Origin of the sequence: Burkholderia theae (assembly GCF_048565265.1) — a bacterium.
Taxonomy (GTDB): domain Bacteria; phylum Pseudomonadota; class Gammaproteobacteria; order Burkholderiales; family Burkholderiaceae; genus Burkholderia; species Burkholderia theae.
The window spans coordinates 2,396,919-2,412,720 of sequence record NZ_CP183461.1; the positions used below are offsets into that span (position 1 = coordinate 2,396,919).

11 protein-coding genes are annotated in these 15,802 nt (G+C 68.5%); 6 read left to right on the top strand and 5 right to left on the bottom strand.

All coding sequences use genetic code 11. The annotated features are described in order from the left end of the window. The first annotated feature begins 15 nt into the window (after positions 1–15). On the top strand, positions 16–2,073 hold the full coding sequence (locus ACN22W_RS11365) for a pseudouridine synthase (RefSeq protein WP_419684309.1): 2,058 nt from the start codon (positions 16–18) through the stop codon (positions 2,071–2,073). Between the two features lie 121 nt (positions 2,074–2,194). Here the strand turns inward: ACN22W_RS11365 and def are convergent, their stop codons facing one another. From def to ACN22W_RS11390, 5 genes are all read right to left on the bottom strand, one after another. Next, positions 2,195–2,728 (bottom strand): peptide deformylase, encoded by a 534-nt coding sequence (gene def / locus ACN22W_RS11370; protein ID WP_048248639.1) that lies wholly within the window; start codon positions 2,726–2,728, stop codon positions 2,195–2,197. Beyond that, on the bottom strand, positions 2,725–4,800 hold the full coding sequence (ligA, locus tag ACN22W_RS11375) for an NAD-dependent DNA ligase LigA (RefSeq protein ID WP_129512432.1): 2,076 nt from the start codon (positions 4,798–4,800) through the stop codon (positions 2,725–2,727). Before ligA ends, def begins: the two co-directional genes overlap by 4 nt. Positions 4,801–4,966: 166 nt before the next feature. Further along, positions 4,967–6,241: a cell division protein ZipA C-terminal FtsZ-binding domain-containing protein gene (locus ACN22W_RS11380; RefSeq protein WP_419684312.1), complete on the bottom strand. Its 1,275-nt coding sequence runs from the start codon at positions 6,239–6,241 to the stop codon at positions 4,967–4,969. A gap of 85 nt (positions 6,242–6,326) precedes the next feature. Further along, positions 6,327–9,839: a chromosome segregation protein SMC gene (gene smc / locus ACN22W_RS11385; RefSeq protein ID WP_129512434.1), complete on the bottom strand. Its 3,513-nt coding sequence runs from the start codon at positions 9,837–9,839 to the stop codon at positions 6,327–6,329. Between the two features lie 139 nt (positions 9,840–9,978). After that, positions 9,979–10,920 carry a DMT family transporter gene (locus tag ACN22W_RS11390; protein ID WP_129514678.1) on the bottom strand — a complete coding sequence of 314 codons (942 nt, stop codon included), beginning with the start codon at positions 10,918–10,920 and terminating at the stop codon, positions 9,979–9,981. Positions 10,921–11,079: 159 nt separating this feature from the next. Here ACN22W_RS11390 and dapC point away from each other — a divergent pair, with 159 nt between their 5' ends. The 5 genes from dapC to prmB all read left to right on the top strand — a co-directional run bounded on the left by dapC (position 11,080) and on the right by prmB (position 15,702). Further along, entirely contained in the window at positions 11,080–12,312 is a 1,233-nt protein-coding gene (gene dapC / locus ACN22W_RS11395; RefSeq protein WP_419684314.1) for a succinyldiaminopimelate transaminase, read from the top strand. A 44-nt stretch (positions 12,313–12,356) separates the two neighbouring features. Then, the gene (gene dapD, locus ACN22W_RS11400; protein WP_129512436.1) at positions 12,357–13,184 is read left to right on the top strand and encodes a 2,3,4,5-tetrahydropyridine-2,6-dicarboxylate N-succinyltransferase; all 828 of its coding nucleotides are present in this window, start codon (positions 12,357–12,359) and stop codon (positions 13,182–13,184) included. Then, positions 13,184–13,552 carry an ArsC family reductase gene (locus ACN22W_RS11405; protein WP_048248647.1) on the top strand — a complete coding sequence of 123 codons (369 nt, stop codon included), beginning with the start codon at positions 13,184–13,186 and terminating at the stop codon, positions 13,550–13,552. The genes dapD and ACN22W_RS11405 overlap by 1 nt, the downstream gene beginning before the upstream one ends. A gap of 90 nt (positions 13,553–13,642) precedes the next feature. Next, the gene (dapE, locus tag ACN22W_RS11410) at positions 13,643–14,782 is read left to right on the top strand and encodes a succinyl-diaminopimelate desuccinylase (RefSeq protein WP_419684317.1); all 1,140 of its coding nucleotides are present in this window, start codon (positions 13,643–13,645) and stop codon (positions 14,780–14,782) included. A gap of 11 nt (positions 14,783–14,793) precedes the next feature. After that, complete coding sequence (prmB, locus tag ACN22W_RS11415) at positions 14,794–15,702, top strand: 50S ribosomal protein L3 N(5)-glutamine methyltransferase (RefSeq protein WP_129512438.1); 909 nt, start codon at positions 14,794–14,796, stop codon at positions 15,700–15,702. Positions 15,703–15,802 lie beyond the last annotated feature (100 nt).

The following is a 15,802-nucleotide window of genomic DNA, read 5'->3' on the forward strand; positions in this document are numbered from 1 at the left end:
TGAATCCCAGCGTTTATGCGCACCAAACTCACCGTCAAGAATCCGCAGCCGGCGTCGCCGACCCGCGCACCCGTCCGCTCCGGCAGCCACGTTGCCCGCAAGGCGGTGCGCCCCGCCCCGCCGCCCGCGGCAGACAAGCCGGCGCGCCCGAAAAAGGCAGCCCCGGCTGCCGGCGGCGAGCGCACGTTCAAGCCGCACGGCGCCGCGGGCGCCGAGCGCCCGGGCGCGGATCGCGCAACGGCCAAGCGTGCGCCGCGTGACGGCGGTGCCGAACGCAGCAGCTATCGCGGCGCTGACGGCAAGCCCGCGGCGCGTGGCGAGCGCGGCGAGTCCCGCCCGTATCGCGGCGCCGATGCCCGGCCGGCCGGCGACCGCCGCAGCGGCGACAAGCCGTTCAGCCGCGGCAATCCCGATTCGCGCCCGACCCGTCGCGGCGACGACGATGCGCGGCCGCGCCGCGCGGGTGCCGAAGGCGGCCCGCGTGCGCCCTATCGCGACAAGGCAGCCGGCGACGGCCCGAAGCGCAGCTTCAGCGACCGCCCGCCGCGCCGCAGCGACGACGACGCACGGCCGCGCCGCGCAGGTGCCGAGGGCGGCCCGCGCGCACCCTATCGCGACAAGGCAGCTGGCGACGGCCCGAAGCGCAGCTTCGGCGACAGCCCGCCGCGCCGCAGCGACGACGACGCACGGCCGCGCCGTGCAGGCGCCGAAGGTGGCGCGCGCGCACCCTATCGCGACAAGGCAACTGGCGACGGCCCGAAGCGCAGCTATGGCGACAGCCGTACGCCGTCCGACCGTCCGCCCCGCCGCAGCGACGACGATGCACGTCCGCGCCGCGCAGGCGCAGAAGGCGGCCCGCGCGCACCCTATCGCGACAAGGCAACCGGCGACGGCCCGAAGCGCAGCTTCGGCGACAGCCGTACGCCGTCCGACCGCCCACCCCGTCGCAGCGATGACGATCGTCCGCGTCGCGCAGGTGCCGGCGAAGGCGGCGCACGCGCACCCTATCGCGACAAGGCAACCGGCGAAGGTCCGAAGCACAGCTTCGGCGACCGCCGTACGCCGTCCGACCGCCCGGCTCGCCGCAGCGATGACGATCGTCCGCGCCGCGCAGGTGCCGGCGAAGGCGGCGCGCGCGCACCGTATCGCGACAAGGCAGCCGGCGAAGGCGCGAAGCGCAGCTTCGGCGACCGCCCGGCTCGCCCCGCACGCGCCGACGAGCGTAGCGGCACCGAGCGCCGCTCGACCGGTGCGGGCCTGAAGACCTCGCAACCCGTCAAGCGCCAGGCAGCCGACATCGATTACGGCGACGAAACCGGCCTGATGCGCCTGTCGAAGCGGATGTCCGAACTCGGCATGTGCTCGCGCCGCGAAGCCGACGAGTGGATCGAAAAGGGCTGGGTGCTCGTCGACGGCGAACGCATCGACACGCTCGGCACCAAGGTGCGCGCCGACCAGAAGATCGAGATCGACGAACGCGCGAGCGCCGAGCAGGCCGCACAGGTGACGATCCTGCTGCACAAGCCGGTCGGCTATGTGTCGGGTCAGGCTGAAGACGGTTATGAACCGGCGGCCGTGCTGATCACGCGCGGGAACCACTGGAGCGGCGACCATTCGCCGCAGCGCTTCTCGCCGCAGCACCTGCACGCGCTCGCGCCGGCCGGCCGGCTCGACATCGATTCCACCGGCCTGCTCGTGCTGACGCAGAACGGCCGGATCGCGAAACAGCTGATCGGCGAGCAGTCGGACATCGACAAGGAGTACCTGGTGCGGGTGCGCTTCGGCGAACGGCTGCTCGACATCGACCAGCACTTCCCCGCGGAATCGCTGGCGAAGCTGCGCCACGGCCTCGAGCTCGACGGCGTCGCGCTGAAGCCCGCGATGGTGAGCTGGCAGAACGGCGAGCAGCTGCGCTTCGTACTGCGCGAAGGCAAGAAGCGCCAGATCCGCCGCATGTGCGAACTGGTCGGCCTCGACGTGGTCGGGCTCAAGCGCGTGCGGATGGGGCGTGTGATGCTGGGCGCGCTGCCGCAGGGGCAATGGCGCTATCTGTCCGCCGACGAGACGTTCTGACCGCGGGCACGCGATGTGTGCCACTCAATGAAAAAGCCCGCGCATGCGGGCTTTTTCGTTTCCGGCGAACCGGACAGGGCAAACCGCGCGCCGGCAACACACCGACCGCGTCGCATGCCGGTCAGTCGTCGGCGGCCGGATCGAGCCCCGGGAACAGCACCTCGGTGAAGCCGAAGCGCGTGAAGTCGGTAATCCGCATCGGATACAGCTTGCCGATCAGGTGATCGTATTCATGCTGGACCACACGCGCATGAAAATCGTCGGCAACGCGATCGATCTTCTGGCCGAACTGATCGAAGCCGCTGTAGCGCACCTTCGCGTAGCGGCTGACGACGCCGCGCATGCCCGGCACCGACAGGCAGCCTTCCCAGCCCTCTTCCATGTCCGGCGGCATGTACTCGATCTTCGGGTTGATCAGCACGGTCTCGGGCACCGGCGGCGCATCCGGGTAGCGGTTGTTGTTGCCGAAGCCGAAGATGATGATCTGCAGCCCGATGCCGATCTGCGGCGCGGCCAGCCCGGCGCCGTTCGCGTGGTGCATCGTCTCGAACATGTCCGCGACGATCTCGTGCAGTTCGGGCGTGTCGAACCGCTCGACCGGTTTGGCGATTTCGAGCAGGCGCGGATCGCCCATCTTCAGGATCTCGCGAATCATGGCGTATTGCCCTCCAGGAGTTGGTGCAGGCCGTCTTCGTCCAGCACGGGGATGCCGAGTTCCTCGGCCTTCACGAGCTTGCTGCCGGCTTCGGCGCCCGCGACCACGTAATCCGTCTTCTTCGATACCGAGCCCGCCACTTTCGCGCCCGCCGCTTCGAGCATTTCCTTGGCGGCATCGCGCGTGAGGGTCGGCAGCGTGCCCGTCAGCACGACCGTCTTGCCGGCCAGCACGCCCTGCGGCGCCTTCGGCGCGGGTGGCCCTTCCGGCCATGTGACCTTGCCCGGCGCGCGCAACTGCTCGATCACGGTCCGGTTGTGCTCTTCCGCGAAAAACTGGTGGAGCGATTCGGCGACGATCGGCCCGACGTCGTTGACTTCGAGCAACTCGTCGAGCGACGCGTCCATGATCGGCGTCAGCGAGCCGAAATGCTTCGCGAGATCCTTCGCGGTCGATTCGCCGACATGGCGGATGCCGAGCCCGTAGATGAAGCGCGCGAGCGTCGTGTGCTTGGCCTTCTCGAGCGAATCGAGCAGGTTCTGCGCGGACTTCTCGGCGAACCGGTCGAGCTCCGCGAGCGTCGCGAAGCCGAGGTTGAACAGGTCGGCCGGCGTGCGCACGAGATTCAGGTCGACGAGCTGGTCGATGATCTTCTCGCCGAGCCCGTCGATGTCGAGCGCGCGGCGCTGCGCGAAGTGCCACAGCGCCTGCTTGCGCTGCGCCGGGCAGAACAGGCCGCCCGTGCAGCGCGCGATCGCCTCGTCCGGCAGGCGCTCGATCTTCGAGCCGCACACCGGGCACTCGGTCGGCATCACGAATTCGGCCGCATCGTCCGGGCGCCGGTCGAGCAGCGCGCCGACCACTTCCGGAATCACATCGCCCGCACGCCGCACGATCACGGTGTCGCCGATCCGGATGTCCTTGCGGCGCACTTCATCCTCGTTGTGCAGCGTCGCGTTGGTCACGGTCGCGCCGCCGACGAACACGGGCTCGAGTCGCGCGACCGGCGTGATCGCGCCGGTCCGGCCGACCTGCACGTCGATCGCGACGAGCTTCGTCAGCGCTTCCTGCGCGGGAAACTTGTGCGCGAGCGCGAAGCGCGGCGCGCGCGACACGAAGCCCAGGCGCTCCTGCTCATCGCGCCGGTTGACCTTGTAGACGACGCCGTCGATGTCGTACGGCAGCGACTCGCGCTTCTCGCCGACCTTGCGGAAGAAGTCGAGCAATCCTTCGGCACCGTGCACGACCGCGCGCTCGCGGTTCACGGGCAGGCCGAGCGTCTCGTACCAGTCGAGCAGCGCGCTGTGCGTGTCGGGCATCGGCATCCCGTCGAGCACGCCGATTCCGTATGCGAAGAACGACAGCGGACGCTGCGCGGTGATCTTCGAGTCGAGCTGGCGCAGGCTGCCGGCCGCCGCGTTGCGCGGGTTCGCGAATTCACGCTGCTCGGCCTCGCGCTGGCGTTCGTTCAGGCGTGCGAAATCGCGCTTGAACATCAGCACCTCGCCGCGCACGTCGAGCACGGCCGGCACGTTCGCCCCCTTCAGCTTCAGCGGAATCGAACGGATCGTGCGCACGTTCCCGGTCACGTCCTCGCCGGTCGTCCCGTCGCCGCGCGTCGACGCCTGCACGAACACGCCGCGCTCGTAGCGCAGCGAGATCGCGAGGCCGTCGAACTTCAGTTCGCACGCGTATTCGACGGGCTCCGTCACCGAGCCGGCGAGATCGGTCGTCTTGTCGAGCGCGTCGGCGACACGCTTGTCGAACGCCGCGATGTCCTCGTCCGCGAAGCCGTTGTTCAGCGACAGCATCGGTGCGTCGTGAACGACTGGCGTGAAACCGCCGGCCGCCTCGCCGCCGACGCGCTGCGTCGGCGAATCGGGCGTCACGAGTTCGGGATGGTCGGTTTCGAGCTGCTGCAGTTCGCGGAACAGCCGGTCGTATTCGGCGTCGGGCAGATCCGGCTGGTCGAGCACGTAGTAGGCGTAGTTCGCCCGCTCGAGTTGATCGCGCAGCCACGCGGCGCGCGCGTCGGGCTGGCTGGCTGGCGGTTCGGCTTGGGTTCGGGCCATGCTGGCGGCAGATTCGTTCTGAGAAAATCGGATGCCCGATTATCTCAGTTTGGCGCCGTGGCGGGGCGTGCAATGCGCGCCCGACAAGCGTGCTGCAGCGCACACGGAAAGGTGTGCGCTGCAACGGCGAACGACGGCGCCGCAGGCCGTGGTTCGCGCACTCGCGTTACTGGCTGAAGAGGCGGCGCGTGACCGGCGAACCGGCCGGAATGCCGGCTTCCTCGAGCTTCGCGTACAGCTTCATCAGTTGCTGTTCGATCGCCAGCAGCGTCGACTCCGGCAGCGGCCGGCGCGAATCGTCGACGACCCGCGCGCCGATCCTCTCCGACAGCGACTTCGCGTAATCGCACATCAGCCGGAACGGCAGGATGTCCTCTTCGGCGACCGGCACGTCGAGCACCAGCGTGATCATGTTGCCGCCCTTGTACGTGAGGTCGTCGCGCAGGAAGTTCGTGTCGCCGAACTGCAGCATGAACACGGGGTTCTGCTTCGCGTCGAGCTTCACGAAACGCGTGCCGTCGCGCGACAGCAGCAGCCCGTCCTGCGACGCGACAGCCTGCACGTAGTTGGCCGACCACGGTGCGCCGTCCGACATCACGTTGATCGACAGTTGCGCGTCGCACTGCGCGGCAAAGGCGTCGAGCTCGCGCGCCATCGCCACCGTTTCCATCATGTCCGGGAATTCCGGCGCGCCGTCGATCGCGTCCGCGAACTGCTGGACGCCCGTCACGAATTCGGAGAATTCGAGTTCGTTCAGCGCGCCGCTGCGGTTCGCGAGCTGCGCGGCCGCGCGCAGTTCGTCGTAGCGCACGCCGTTCTGCAGCAGTTCCCACTGGCCGCCGTCCGGCTTGCCTTCGATGTGCACCGGCTTGCTGCCGGCGCGGCGCAGCCGCTGCGCGGCCGGCAGGATCTTGTCGCCCGGCAGCGGCCCGGCGAGGCGGATCGGCACGATGCAGTCGATCCGGCGATCGACGATCGCGGGCGGCGCCGACGAAATCGTCGTCGCGGCCGGCAGCACGGGCTCGGATGCGTCGGCCGGTTCGGCGGACGCTTCGTGCACAGTGGCGGGCACGGCGTTTTCACCGGCAGCCGGCTCGGCCGTTTCGAGCGGCGTGTCGACGCCGGTCGCCTCGGCCTGCAGATCGGCCGGCATGTCGGCAGGTGCCGCGCCACCGAACGTCGGCTCGACGCGCGCTGCTTCGGCCGGCGTCGCGGCCGCCGCAACCGGTGCCGCGGGCTCGCGCCGCACCGGCTGACGCACCGGCTCGATGAACGGCAAATCTTCGTCGCGCTCGGGGCGATTCATCGCCTCGGCCGCTTCCTCCGGCATCGGGCGCGGCATCCTGCGCCGCACCTTCGCGCCCTGCCATGCGTTGTAGACCACGACGCCGCCCACCACGACGGCGCCCGCGCCGATCAAACCGAGTGTCAACTCGTCCATGCACGCTCCATCAGCAATTCTTTTTCGTCGGAACCGCGAACGGGCGCCCATGCGCCGCGCGAACGCGGTCCGGTTTCGTCAAACGTCAATTCTGGGCAAAACCCGCGGCGGTTTCCATGTCCACCGCAACGATCCGCGACACGCCCTGCTCCTGCATCGTCACGCCGATCAGCTGCTGCGCCATTTCCATCGCGATCTTGTTGTGCGAGATGAACAGGAACTGCGTCTTGTCGGACATCGCGCGCACCAGGTTCGCGAAACGTTCGGTGTTCGCGTCGTCGAGCGGCGCGTCGACCTCGTCGAGCAGACAGAACGGCGCCGGGTTCAGCTGGAACATCGCGAACACCAGCGCGGTCGCGGTCAGCGCCTTCTCGCCGCCCGACAGCAGGTGGATCGTCGCGTTCTTCTTGCCCGGCGGCTGCGCCATCACCTGCACGCCGGCATCGAGGATCTCGTCGCCCGTCATGATCAGCTTCGCCTGGCCGCCGCCGAACAGGCGCGGGAACAGGTCGCTGAAGTGACGGTTGACCTCGTCGAAGGTGCCCTGCAGCAACGTGCGGGTTTCCTGGTCGATCTTGTGGATCGCGTCCTCGAGCGTCGTGATCGCGTCGATCAGGTCGGCCGACTGCGCATCGAGGAACACCTTGCGCTCGCTCGCGGCCTTCAGCTCGTCGAGCGCGGCCATGTTCACCGGGCCGAGCGCGTTGATCGCGTTGTTGAGCCGCGTGACCTCGCCCTGCAGGTACGACGGTTTCAGATCCGGCGTCAGCTTCTCGCTCAACGCGGCCTCGTCGACCTCGGCCGTCGCGAGCTGTTCGGCGAACTGCTCGACGGCCAGGCGCGCGGCCTGCTCCTTCAACTGCAATTCGGTAATGCGGTCGCGCAGCGGCTGCAGCGAACGCTCGGCGACGAGACGCTGCTCGTCCGACGCGCGCAGCTTCGCGGTCAGGTCGTCGAGCTCGATCCGCGCGGCCTGCAGCGCTTCTTCCTTCACCGCGCGAATCTCGAGCGCGTCCTGCAGGCCCGTGTGTGCGGTCTGCTCGTTGATCGTCTCGAGCTCGGCGCGCGCGTCTTCCAGCGACGCCGCGACGCGTTCGCTCTGTTCGTGCGCGACCTGGATGCTGCGCTTGAGCTCGTCAATCCGGGTCACCGCGTTGCGTGCCGCGAAGCGCGCGTCGTTCGCGCCACGCTCCAGGTCACGCGCTTCCTGACGCGCCTGCGTCAGCGATTCGTCGAGCGATTCGAACGCGAGCTGGTTGTCCTCGAAGCGCGCCTGCAGTTCCGCGAGTTCGCCATCGAAGCGCTCGAAATTCGCTTCCGACTCCGCGCGCATCGCGCGCTGCTCTTCGATCTGCGCGCCGATTTCCTCGAGTTCCTCGCGGATCTGCGTGCTGCGCTGCGTATAACGTTCGTGCGCCTGCGCGAGCTTCAGCACGTCCATCTGCAGCGCGTGCACGCGCTGCGTCGCACGCTCGGCCTGCGCGCGCACGTCGCCGAGCGCCTGCGTGGCCTGCGTGTGCGCCGCTTCCGCGCGCACGGCTGCCGTGCGCGCCTCGTCGGCGAGCAGCGCCTGCGCACGCACCTGGCGCGTCAGGTTTTCGATTTCCTGCTGACGGGCCAGCATCCCGGCCTGTTCCGAATCGGCCGCGTACAGCTGCACGCCCACGCGCGTGACAATATGGCCGGCCTTGACGACGAACGCGCCGCCTGCCGGCAGTTGCGTGCGGGTCGCGAGCGCCTGCGCGACGTCGTCGGCAACATACACGTTGCCGAGCCAGTCGTTCAGCACCGCGCGAATGCCTGCGTCGTCGATGCGCACGAGCGACAGCACCGGACGCAGCCCGGCCACCGCCGCGGGCGGTTCGCCGGCCGCGGGCGGCGCGTAGAACGCGAGCTTCGCCGGCGGCGCATCGGTCGCGAACGCCTTCACCCAGTCGAGATTCGATACTTCGAGCGCGGCGAGGCGCTCGCGCAGCACGGCCTCGAGCGCCGCTTCCCAGCCGGCTTCGACGTGCAGCTTCTTCCACAGACGCGGCAGCGCGCCGAGTTCGTGCTTGTCGAGCCACGGCTGCACCTTGCCTTCCGTCTGCACGTTTTCCTGCAGCTGCTTCAGCGCGGCCAGGCGCGCCTCGAGCTGGTGGATCTGTGCGGCTTCGGCCTGCACGCGCTCCTGCGCGGCACGGCGCTCGCCATCGAGACGCGGCACCGTTTCCTGTGCGTCGGCGAGGCGCGCCTGCGCTTCGGCCAGGATCTCTTCCTGCTCGGCGAGCTGCATGCGCAACTCCTCGAGCTGCGCCTCGTCCGGCGCATCGAGCCCGCCCGCTTCGCTCTTCAGGCGCTCATGGCGCTGCTGAAGCTGCTGGAGCTGCTGATCGGCATTGCGCTGGTGCGCGGCTTCGAGCTTCAGCGACTGTTCGGTCTGCGCGATCCGCGCGCGCTCGTCGTTGAGCTGCGCCTGCGCATCGCGCCACTTCGCTTCGAGCGCCGGCAGTGCGTCGTGCTTCGCGGCCGCGTTGTCCTCGGCGAGCGCGGCCTTCTCGTCGGCCATCGCGCGCGCCTCTTCGGCTTCCTCGAGCTCGTCCTGCGACTTCTCGGCCTGCGCGCGCCATTGCTCGCGCTGCGCGTTCAGCGCGGCGATCTGCGCCTGCACGCGGTTGCGCGATTCGACGATGAACTTGATCTCGGCTTCGAGGCGGCTCACCTCGGCGTTCGCCTCGTAAAGCGAACCCTGTGCGCCCTGCATCGCATCGCTCGCCGCGTAATGCGCGACGCGCAGCGTCTCGAGCTGCGACTCGACCTCACGCAGCTTCGCGGTCTGCGCCTCGAGGTCGATCTGCGCCTGCTCGATCGCACGCTGCTGCTTCTGCTGCTCGCCGGCGGCCTCGTTCTTGCGCAGCAGCCACAACAGGCGCTGCTTCTCCTCGCCGTCAGCGACGAGATCCTTGTACTTGGTCGCGACGACGGCCTGTGCCTCGAGCTTCTCGAGGTTCGCGCCGAGTTCGCGGACGATGTCCTCGACGCGCGTCAGGTTCTCGCGCGTGTCGTGCAGGCGGTTCTCGGTCTCGCGGCGGCGTTCCTTGTACTTCGACACGCCCGCGGCTTCCTCGAGGAACACGCGCAGCTCTTCCGGCTTCGCCTCGATGATCCGCGCGATCATGCCCTGCCCGATGATCGCGTACGCACGCGGCCCGAGGCCCGTGCCGAGGAAGATGTCCTGGATGTCGCGGCGGCGCGCCGGCAGGTTGTTGATGTAGTAGCTCGACGTGCCGTCGCGCGTGAGCACGCGCTTCACGGCGATCTCGCCGTACTGGCCCCACTGCCCGGCCGCGCGGCCGTCGGAGTTGTCGAAGATCAGCTCGACGCTGGCCCGGCTGCCGGGCTTGCGAGCGGTCGAGCCGTTGAAGATCACGTCCTGCATCGACTCGCCGCGCAGCTCGGAAGCGCGCGACTCGCCGAGCACCCAGCGCACGGCGTCGATGATGTTGGACTTGCCGCACCCGTTCGGGCCCACCACGCCGACAAGCTGGCCCGGAACCTGGAAATGCGTGGGATCGACAAAGGATTTGAAGCCAGCGAGTTTGATCGAGCTCAGACGCACGGCGGTATCGGATGTGAAGAAGGTGTCAAACGGACGGTGCCGCGATGCGCGGGGCCGAACGGCCCATGCGCAAGACGCGACCCGGAATTCAAAAACGGGGCCGCGCGCATACAGCGTTGGGCCCCGCAAACGGCTTCCATCATACCATCGCGCGTGCGCCGTCCCGACCGTCGCCGGGTTTGTCCGGTGCCGGCGCCGAACGATGGACCCGGCTCGACAGCAGCGTCGCCAGCACGATGCACACGCCGCCCGCCCACTCGCGCGCGGTCGGCAGCTCGTTCGCGAACACCCACGCCGACAGCGCGGTGATCACGATCTCGAACAGCATGATGATCGACGCGCGGTTCGCGGGCACGCGTGCAAGACCGTATTGCACGAGCAGGTTGTTGGCCGCCATTGTCACGCCGATCGCGGCGATGATCAGTGCCGCGACGCCGAGCTGGCCGCCCGCCGGTGCGGCCGGCAGCCCCTCGAACAGCGACGCGATCGCGCCAAACACGGCGGCGCCGCCGAACAGCGTCGCGGTGCGCATCTCCGCGCGCATGTCGGGCAGCTCGCGGCTCGCCTTGATCACGAGCACGTTGCTCATCGCGAAGCTCAGCCCGGCCGCGAGGCCGGCCCATTCGGCCGGGTTGGCCGGCAGCGGCAAGCCGAGCTTCGGCGACCACAGCATCAGCATCGCGCCGCCGATCGACAGCGCCGCCAGCCCCGCGCCGGCCCAGGTCAGCCGCTCGCGCAACAGGAAGTGCGCGTAGATCGCGGTCCATGCGGGGGTCAGGTAGAACAGCAGCATCACGCGCAGCACCTCGCCGTGGATCGTGCCCCACACGAAACCGAGGTTCGTCACGCCGGCCGTCACCGCGATGCCCGGCAGCACCCAATGCCAGCGCAGCGTCGCGATCGTGCGGTGCCGCGCGACGATCACGAACAGGAACGCGACGAGGCTCGTCAGCGCGCTGGCCAGCGTGCCCGTCACGCCGAGCGACGCGAGGATCCGCAACGGATACCAGATCAGGCCCCATACCGAAGCGCCGACCAGGATGGCCAGCGTCGGCAGGCTGCCGCGTACCGCGTTATTCATTTGGTTCAATACCCTTTATTCCACTGGCCCGGCCGCCGTTCCGACGGGCCGTGACCGCATTCCGTCACGCTATAATGTTCCGTTGCGACCCGGGTGCCGTCGGCCCCCGTTCGCAGCCGCGCGGCGCGCCCGCCGCTTCTTTCGCTCCAACCGGCCGCGATGGCCGCTTCGCCCGTGAACCCTCGACTCGACTCGCTCCAGCCCTATCCCTTCGAAAAGCTGCGCGCCCTGTTCAAGGACGTGACGCCCTCCGGCGACCTCAAACCGATCAGCTTCGGCATCGGCGAGCCCAAGCACCCGACCCCGGCGCTGATCCGCGACGCCGTGATGGCCGCGCTCGACGGCCTCGCGTCGTATCCGGCCACGGCCGGCTCGGACGCGTTGCGCACGTCGATCGCGCACTGGCTCGAGCGTCGCTACGGGCTGCCGGCGATCGATCCGGCCACGCAGGTGCTGCCGGTGTCGGGGTCGCGCGAGGCACTGTTCTCGCTCGCGCAGACCGTGATCGACGCAGGTCCGTCGGACCGGAGCGAGAAGGCGATCGTACTCTGTCCGAATCCTTTCTATCAAATTTACGAAGGCGCGGCGCTGCTGGCCGGTGCCGAACCCTATTTCGCGAACAGCGACCCGGCCCGCAACTTCGCGTGCGACTACGCGGCCGTGCCCGACGAAGTCTGGGCGCGCACGCAGTTGCTGTACGTGTGCTCGCCGGGCAACCCGACGGGCGCCGTGCTGACGCTCGACGACTGGCGCGAGCTGTTCGCGCTGTCCGACCGCCACGGGTTCGTCATCGCGTCCGACGAGTGCTATTCGGAAATCTATTTCGACGAAGCGGCGCCGCCGCTCGGCGGCCTCGAGGCCGCGCACCGCCTCGGCCGCGGCTTCGAGCGGCTCGTGATGCTGTCGAGCCTGTCGAAGCGCTCGAACGTGCCGGGCATGCGCTCGGGCTTCGTGGCCGGCGACGCGGCGCTGCTGAAGAAATTCCTGCTGTACCGCACGTACCACGGCGCAGCGCTGTCGCCGGTCTGGCAGCACGCGAGCATTGCCGCGTGGAACGACGAGGCGCACGTGCGCGAGAACCGCGCGCTGTACCTGCAGAAGTTCAATACGGTCACGCCGATGCTCGCCGACGTGGTCGACGTGAAGCTGCCCGACGCCGCGTTCTACCTGTGGGCCAACGTGTCGCGCACCGGGCTGTCGGACACCGAGTTCGCCCGCCGCCTGTACGCCGACTATAATGTGACGGTTCTGCCCGGCTCGTACCTGGCGCGCGATGCGCACGGGTCGAATCCGGGCCGCGATTTCATCCGGATCGCGCTCGTCGCGGGCACCCCCGAATGCGTCGAGGGCGCGCAACGCATCGTCGATTTCTGCCGCTCTCTCGCGCGGTAATCGTCCATCCCGATCAATTCCATCCATCTCCTGCGAAAACGAACATGTCGCAACAACTTCAGCAAATCATCGATACCGCCTGGGACAACCGCGCCGAGCTGTCGCCGAAGGCCGCCCCCGCCGACGTCCGCGAGGCCGTCGCGCACGCGATCGAGCAACTCGACAAGGGTGCGCTGCGCGTCGCCGAGAAAATCGACGGCAACTGGACCGTGCACCAGTGGCTGAAGAAGGCCGTGCTGCTGTCGTTCCGCCTGGAGGACAACGCGCCGATGGCAGCCGGCGGCTATTCGCAGTTCTACGACAAGGTGCCGTCGAAGTTCGCGAACTACACGGCTGAAGACTTCGCCGCGGGCGGCTTCCGCGTCGTCCCGCCGGCCATCGCGCGCCGCGGTTCGTTCATCGCGAAGAACGTCGTGCTGATGCCGTCGTACACCAACATCGGCGCGTACGTCGACGAAGGCACGATGGTCGACACGTGGGCCACGGTCGGTTCGTGCGCGCAGATCGGCAAGAACGTGCACCTGTCGGGCGGCGTCGGCATCGGCGGCGTGCTCGAGCCGCTGCAGGCGAACCCCGTCATCATCGAAGACAACTGCTTCATCGGCGCGCGCTCGGAAGTCGTCGAAGGCGTGATCGTCGAGGAAAACTCGGTGATCTCGATGGGCGTGTACCTCGGCCAGAGCACCAAGATCTACGACCGCGAGACGGGCGAGGTCAGCTACGGCCGCATCCCGGCCGGCTCGGTCGTCGTCGCCGGCAACCTGCCGTCGAAGGACGGCTCGCACAGCCTGTACTGCGCGGTAATCGTCAAGAAGGTCGACGCGAAGACTCGCGCGAAGGTCGGCCTGAACGAGCTGCTGCGAGGCGACTGATGGCAAAGCCGCACACCGTGGTCGTCTACGGCATTCCGAACTGCGACACCGTGAAGAAGGCCCGCGTGTGGCTCGACGATCACGGCGTCGAATTCGAGTTTCACGATTTCAAGAAACTCGGCGTCAGCGTGCCGCTGCTGGAAGACTGGTTGAAGGACGTGTCGCTCGACGCGCTCGTGAACAAGCGCGGCACCACGTGGCGCGGCCTGGACGACGCGATGAAGGCAGCCGCCGAAACGAAGTCCGGCGCGGTCGCGCTGATGATCCACAAGCCGTCGGTCATCAAGCGCCCCGTGCTGGTCGTCAACGGCCGGGTAAAATCGCTCGGCTTCGTGGCCGATCAATACGCGGCACTGTTTGCCGCATAGGGCCGCCCGCGCTGCGCCAATCGGCGCAGCCCGACGTCTTGTCGCTGCCGGCCACCGCGCCGGCATTTTTTATCGAAAGTGGTCCGAACCATGTCCGCCACCCTAGCCCTTACCGAACAGCTGATCGCCCGTGCGTCCGTGACGCCCGACGACCAGCATTGCCAGCAGATCATGACCGAGCGCCTCGTCGCGCTCGGCTTCGAATGCGAGACCATCGCGTCGCACGGCGTGACCAACCTGTGGGCCGTCAAGCGCGGCACCGACGGCCGCGACGGCAAGCTGCTCGCGTTCGCGGGCCACACCGACGTCGTGCCGACCGGCCCGCTCGAACAGTGGACCTCGCCGCCGTTCATCCCCGCCCATCGCGACGGCAAGCTGTACGGCCGCGGCGCGGCCGACATGAAGACCTCGCTCGCGGCGTTCGTCGTCGCATCCGAGGAATTCGTCGCGGCCCATCCCGGCCACCGCGGCACGATCGCGTTCCTGATTACCAGCGACGAGGAAGGCCCGGCCACCGACGGCACCGTGAAGGTCGTCGAACTGCTGCAGGCGCGCGGTGAACGCCTCGACTACTGCATCGTCGGCGAGCCGACGTCGACCGCCGAGCTCGGCGACGTCGTCAAGAACGGCCGCCGCGGGTCGATGTCGGGCGAACTGATCGTCAAGGGCGTGCAGGGTCACATCGCGTATCCGCATCTCGCGAAGAACCCGATCCACCTGCTCGCGCCGGCGCTCGCCGAGCTCGCCGTCGAGCAGTGGGACGAAGGCAACGAATACTTCCCGCCGACCACCTGGCAGGTGTCGAACCTGCACGCGGGCACCGGCGCGACCAACGTGATCCCCGGCCACATCGACCTGCTGTTCAATTTCCGCTTCTCGACCGCCAGCACGGTCGAGGGTCTGCAAGCACGCGTGCACGCGATCCTCGACAAGCATGGCCTCGAATACACGCTGAAGTGGTCGGTGAGCGGCCTGCCGTTCCTCACGCCGCGCGGCGAGCTGTCGAACGCGCTGGAAAACGCGATCCGTACCGAGACCGGCATCACGACCGAGCTGTCGACGACGGGCGGCACGTCGGACGGCCGCTTCATCGCGCGCATCTGCCCGCAGGTGATCGAGTTCGGCCCGCCGAACGGCAGCATCCACAAGATCGACGAGCACATCGAGGTGCGTTTCGTCGACCCGCTGAAGAACGTGTACCGCCGCGTGCTCGAACAACTGATCGCCTGATGGAGCCTCGCATGACGACACCTTTTGCAACTGTTCGCGACCTGCTGCGCTACGCGGTCACGCGCTTCTCGAAGGCGAAGCTCGCGTTCGGCCACGGCTCCGACAACGCGTACGACGAAGCCGCCTACCTCGTGCTGCGTACGCTCGACCTGCCGCTCGACACGCTCGAGCCGTTCCTCGACGCACGGCTGCTGCCCGACGAAATCGCGGCCGTGCTCGCGGTGATCGAACGGCGCGCGACCGACCGCGTGCCGGCCGCGTACCTCACGCATGAAGCGTGGATGCATGGCCACCGCTTCTATGTCGACGAGCGTGTGATCGTGCCGCGTTCGTTCATCGGCGAACTGCTCGACGACGGGCTGCAGCCGTACGTTGCCGATCCCGAGCAGGTCGGCGCGGTGCTCGAACTGTGCACGGGCTCGGGCTGCCTCGCGATCCTCGCTGCAAGCGCGTTCCCGAACGCCGAGATCGACGCGGTCGACCTGTCCGACAAGGCACTCGAAGTCGCCGAGATCAACGTGCGCGACTACGGCCTCGAAGACCGCATCGCGCTGCACCGCGGCGACCTCTACGCGCCGCTGCCCGCGTTCCGTACCGACCCCGGCGCACGCTATGACGTGATCCTGACGAATCCGCCGTACGTGAATGCGTCGTCGATGGCCGGGCTGCCGCCCGAATACCGGCACGAGCCGGAAATGGCGCTCGCAGGCGGCGACGACGGGATGGACATCGTGCGACGCATCGTCGCCGAAGCGCACCGCTGGCTGCATGACGACGGCGTGCTCGTCGTCGAGATCGGCAACGAGCGCGAGCACGTCGAAGCTGCGTTCGGCGGCCTCGAACTCACGTGGCTGCCCACCAGCGCGGGCGACGACGCCGTGTTCCTGATCCAGGCGTCGGACCTGCCGCGCAAGTCCTGAGCCTCCCCGGCTCCCCAACCGTGAGGCACGGCGTACCGCTGCGCCGCACGGTTGGGTAAGATGCGCGTAAGCGGCCGCCGCGCCGCACGACTTCAGGAGT

What these genes read in the sequence shown, in the direction of transcription:
- ACN22W_RS11380 (WP_419684312.1), bottom strand. Translation starts at nt 6,241, where the DNA reads ATGGACGAGTTGACACTCGGTTTGATCGGCGCGGGCGCCGTCGTGGTG.
- ACN22W_RS11390 (WP_129514678.1), bottom strand. Translation starts at nt 10,920, where the DNA reads ATGAATAACGCGGTACGCGGCAGCCTGCCGACGCTGGCCATCCTGGTC.
- def (WP_048248639.1), bottom strand. Translation starts at nt 2,728, where the DNA reads ATGATTCGCGAGATCCTGAAGATGGGCGATCCGCGCCTGCTCGAAATC.
- dapD (WP_129512436.1), top strand. Translation starts at nt 12,357, where the DNA reads ATGTCGCAACAACTTCAGCAAATCATCGATACCGCCTGGGACAACCGC.
- dapC (WP_419684314.1), top strand. Translation starts at nt 11,080, where the DNA reads ATGGCCGCTTCGCCCGTGAACCCTCGACTCGACTCGCTCCAGCCCTAT.
- prmB (WP_129512438.1), top strand. Translation starts at nt 14,794, where the DNA reads ATGACGACACCTTTTGCAACTGTTCGCGACCTGCTGCGCTACGCGGTC.
- ligA (WP_129512432.1), bottom strand. Translation starts at nt 4,800, where the DNA reads ATGGCCCGAACCCAAGCCGAACCGCCAGCCAGCCAGCCCGACGCGCGC.
- ACN22W_RS11405 (WP_048248647.1), top strand. Translation starts at nt 13,184, where the DNA reads ATGGCAAAGCCGCACACCGTGGTCGTCTACGGCATTCCGAACTGCGAC.
- dapE (WP_419684317.1), top strand. Translation starts at nt 13,643, where the DNA reads ATGTCCGCCACCCTAGCCCTTACCGAACAGCTGATCGCCCGTGCGTCC.
- ACN22W_RS11365 (WP_419684309.1), top strand. Translation starts at nt 16, where the DNA reads ATGCGCACCAAACTCACCGTCAAGAATCCGCAGCCGGCGTCGCCGACC.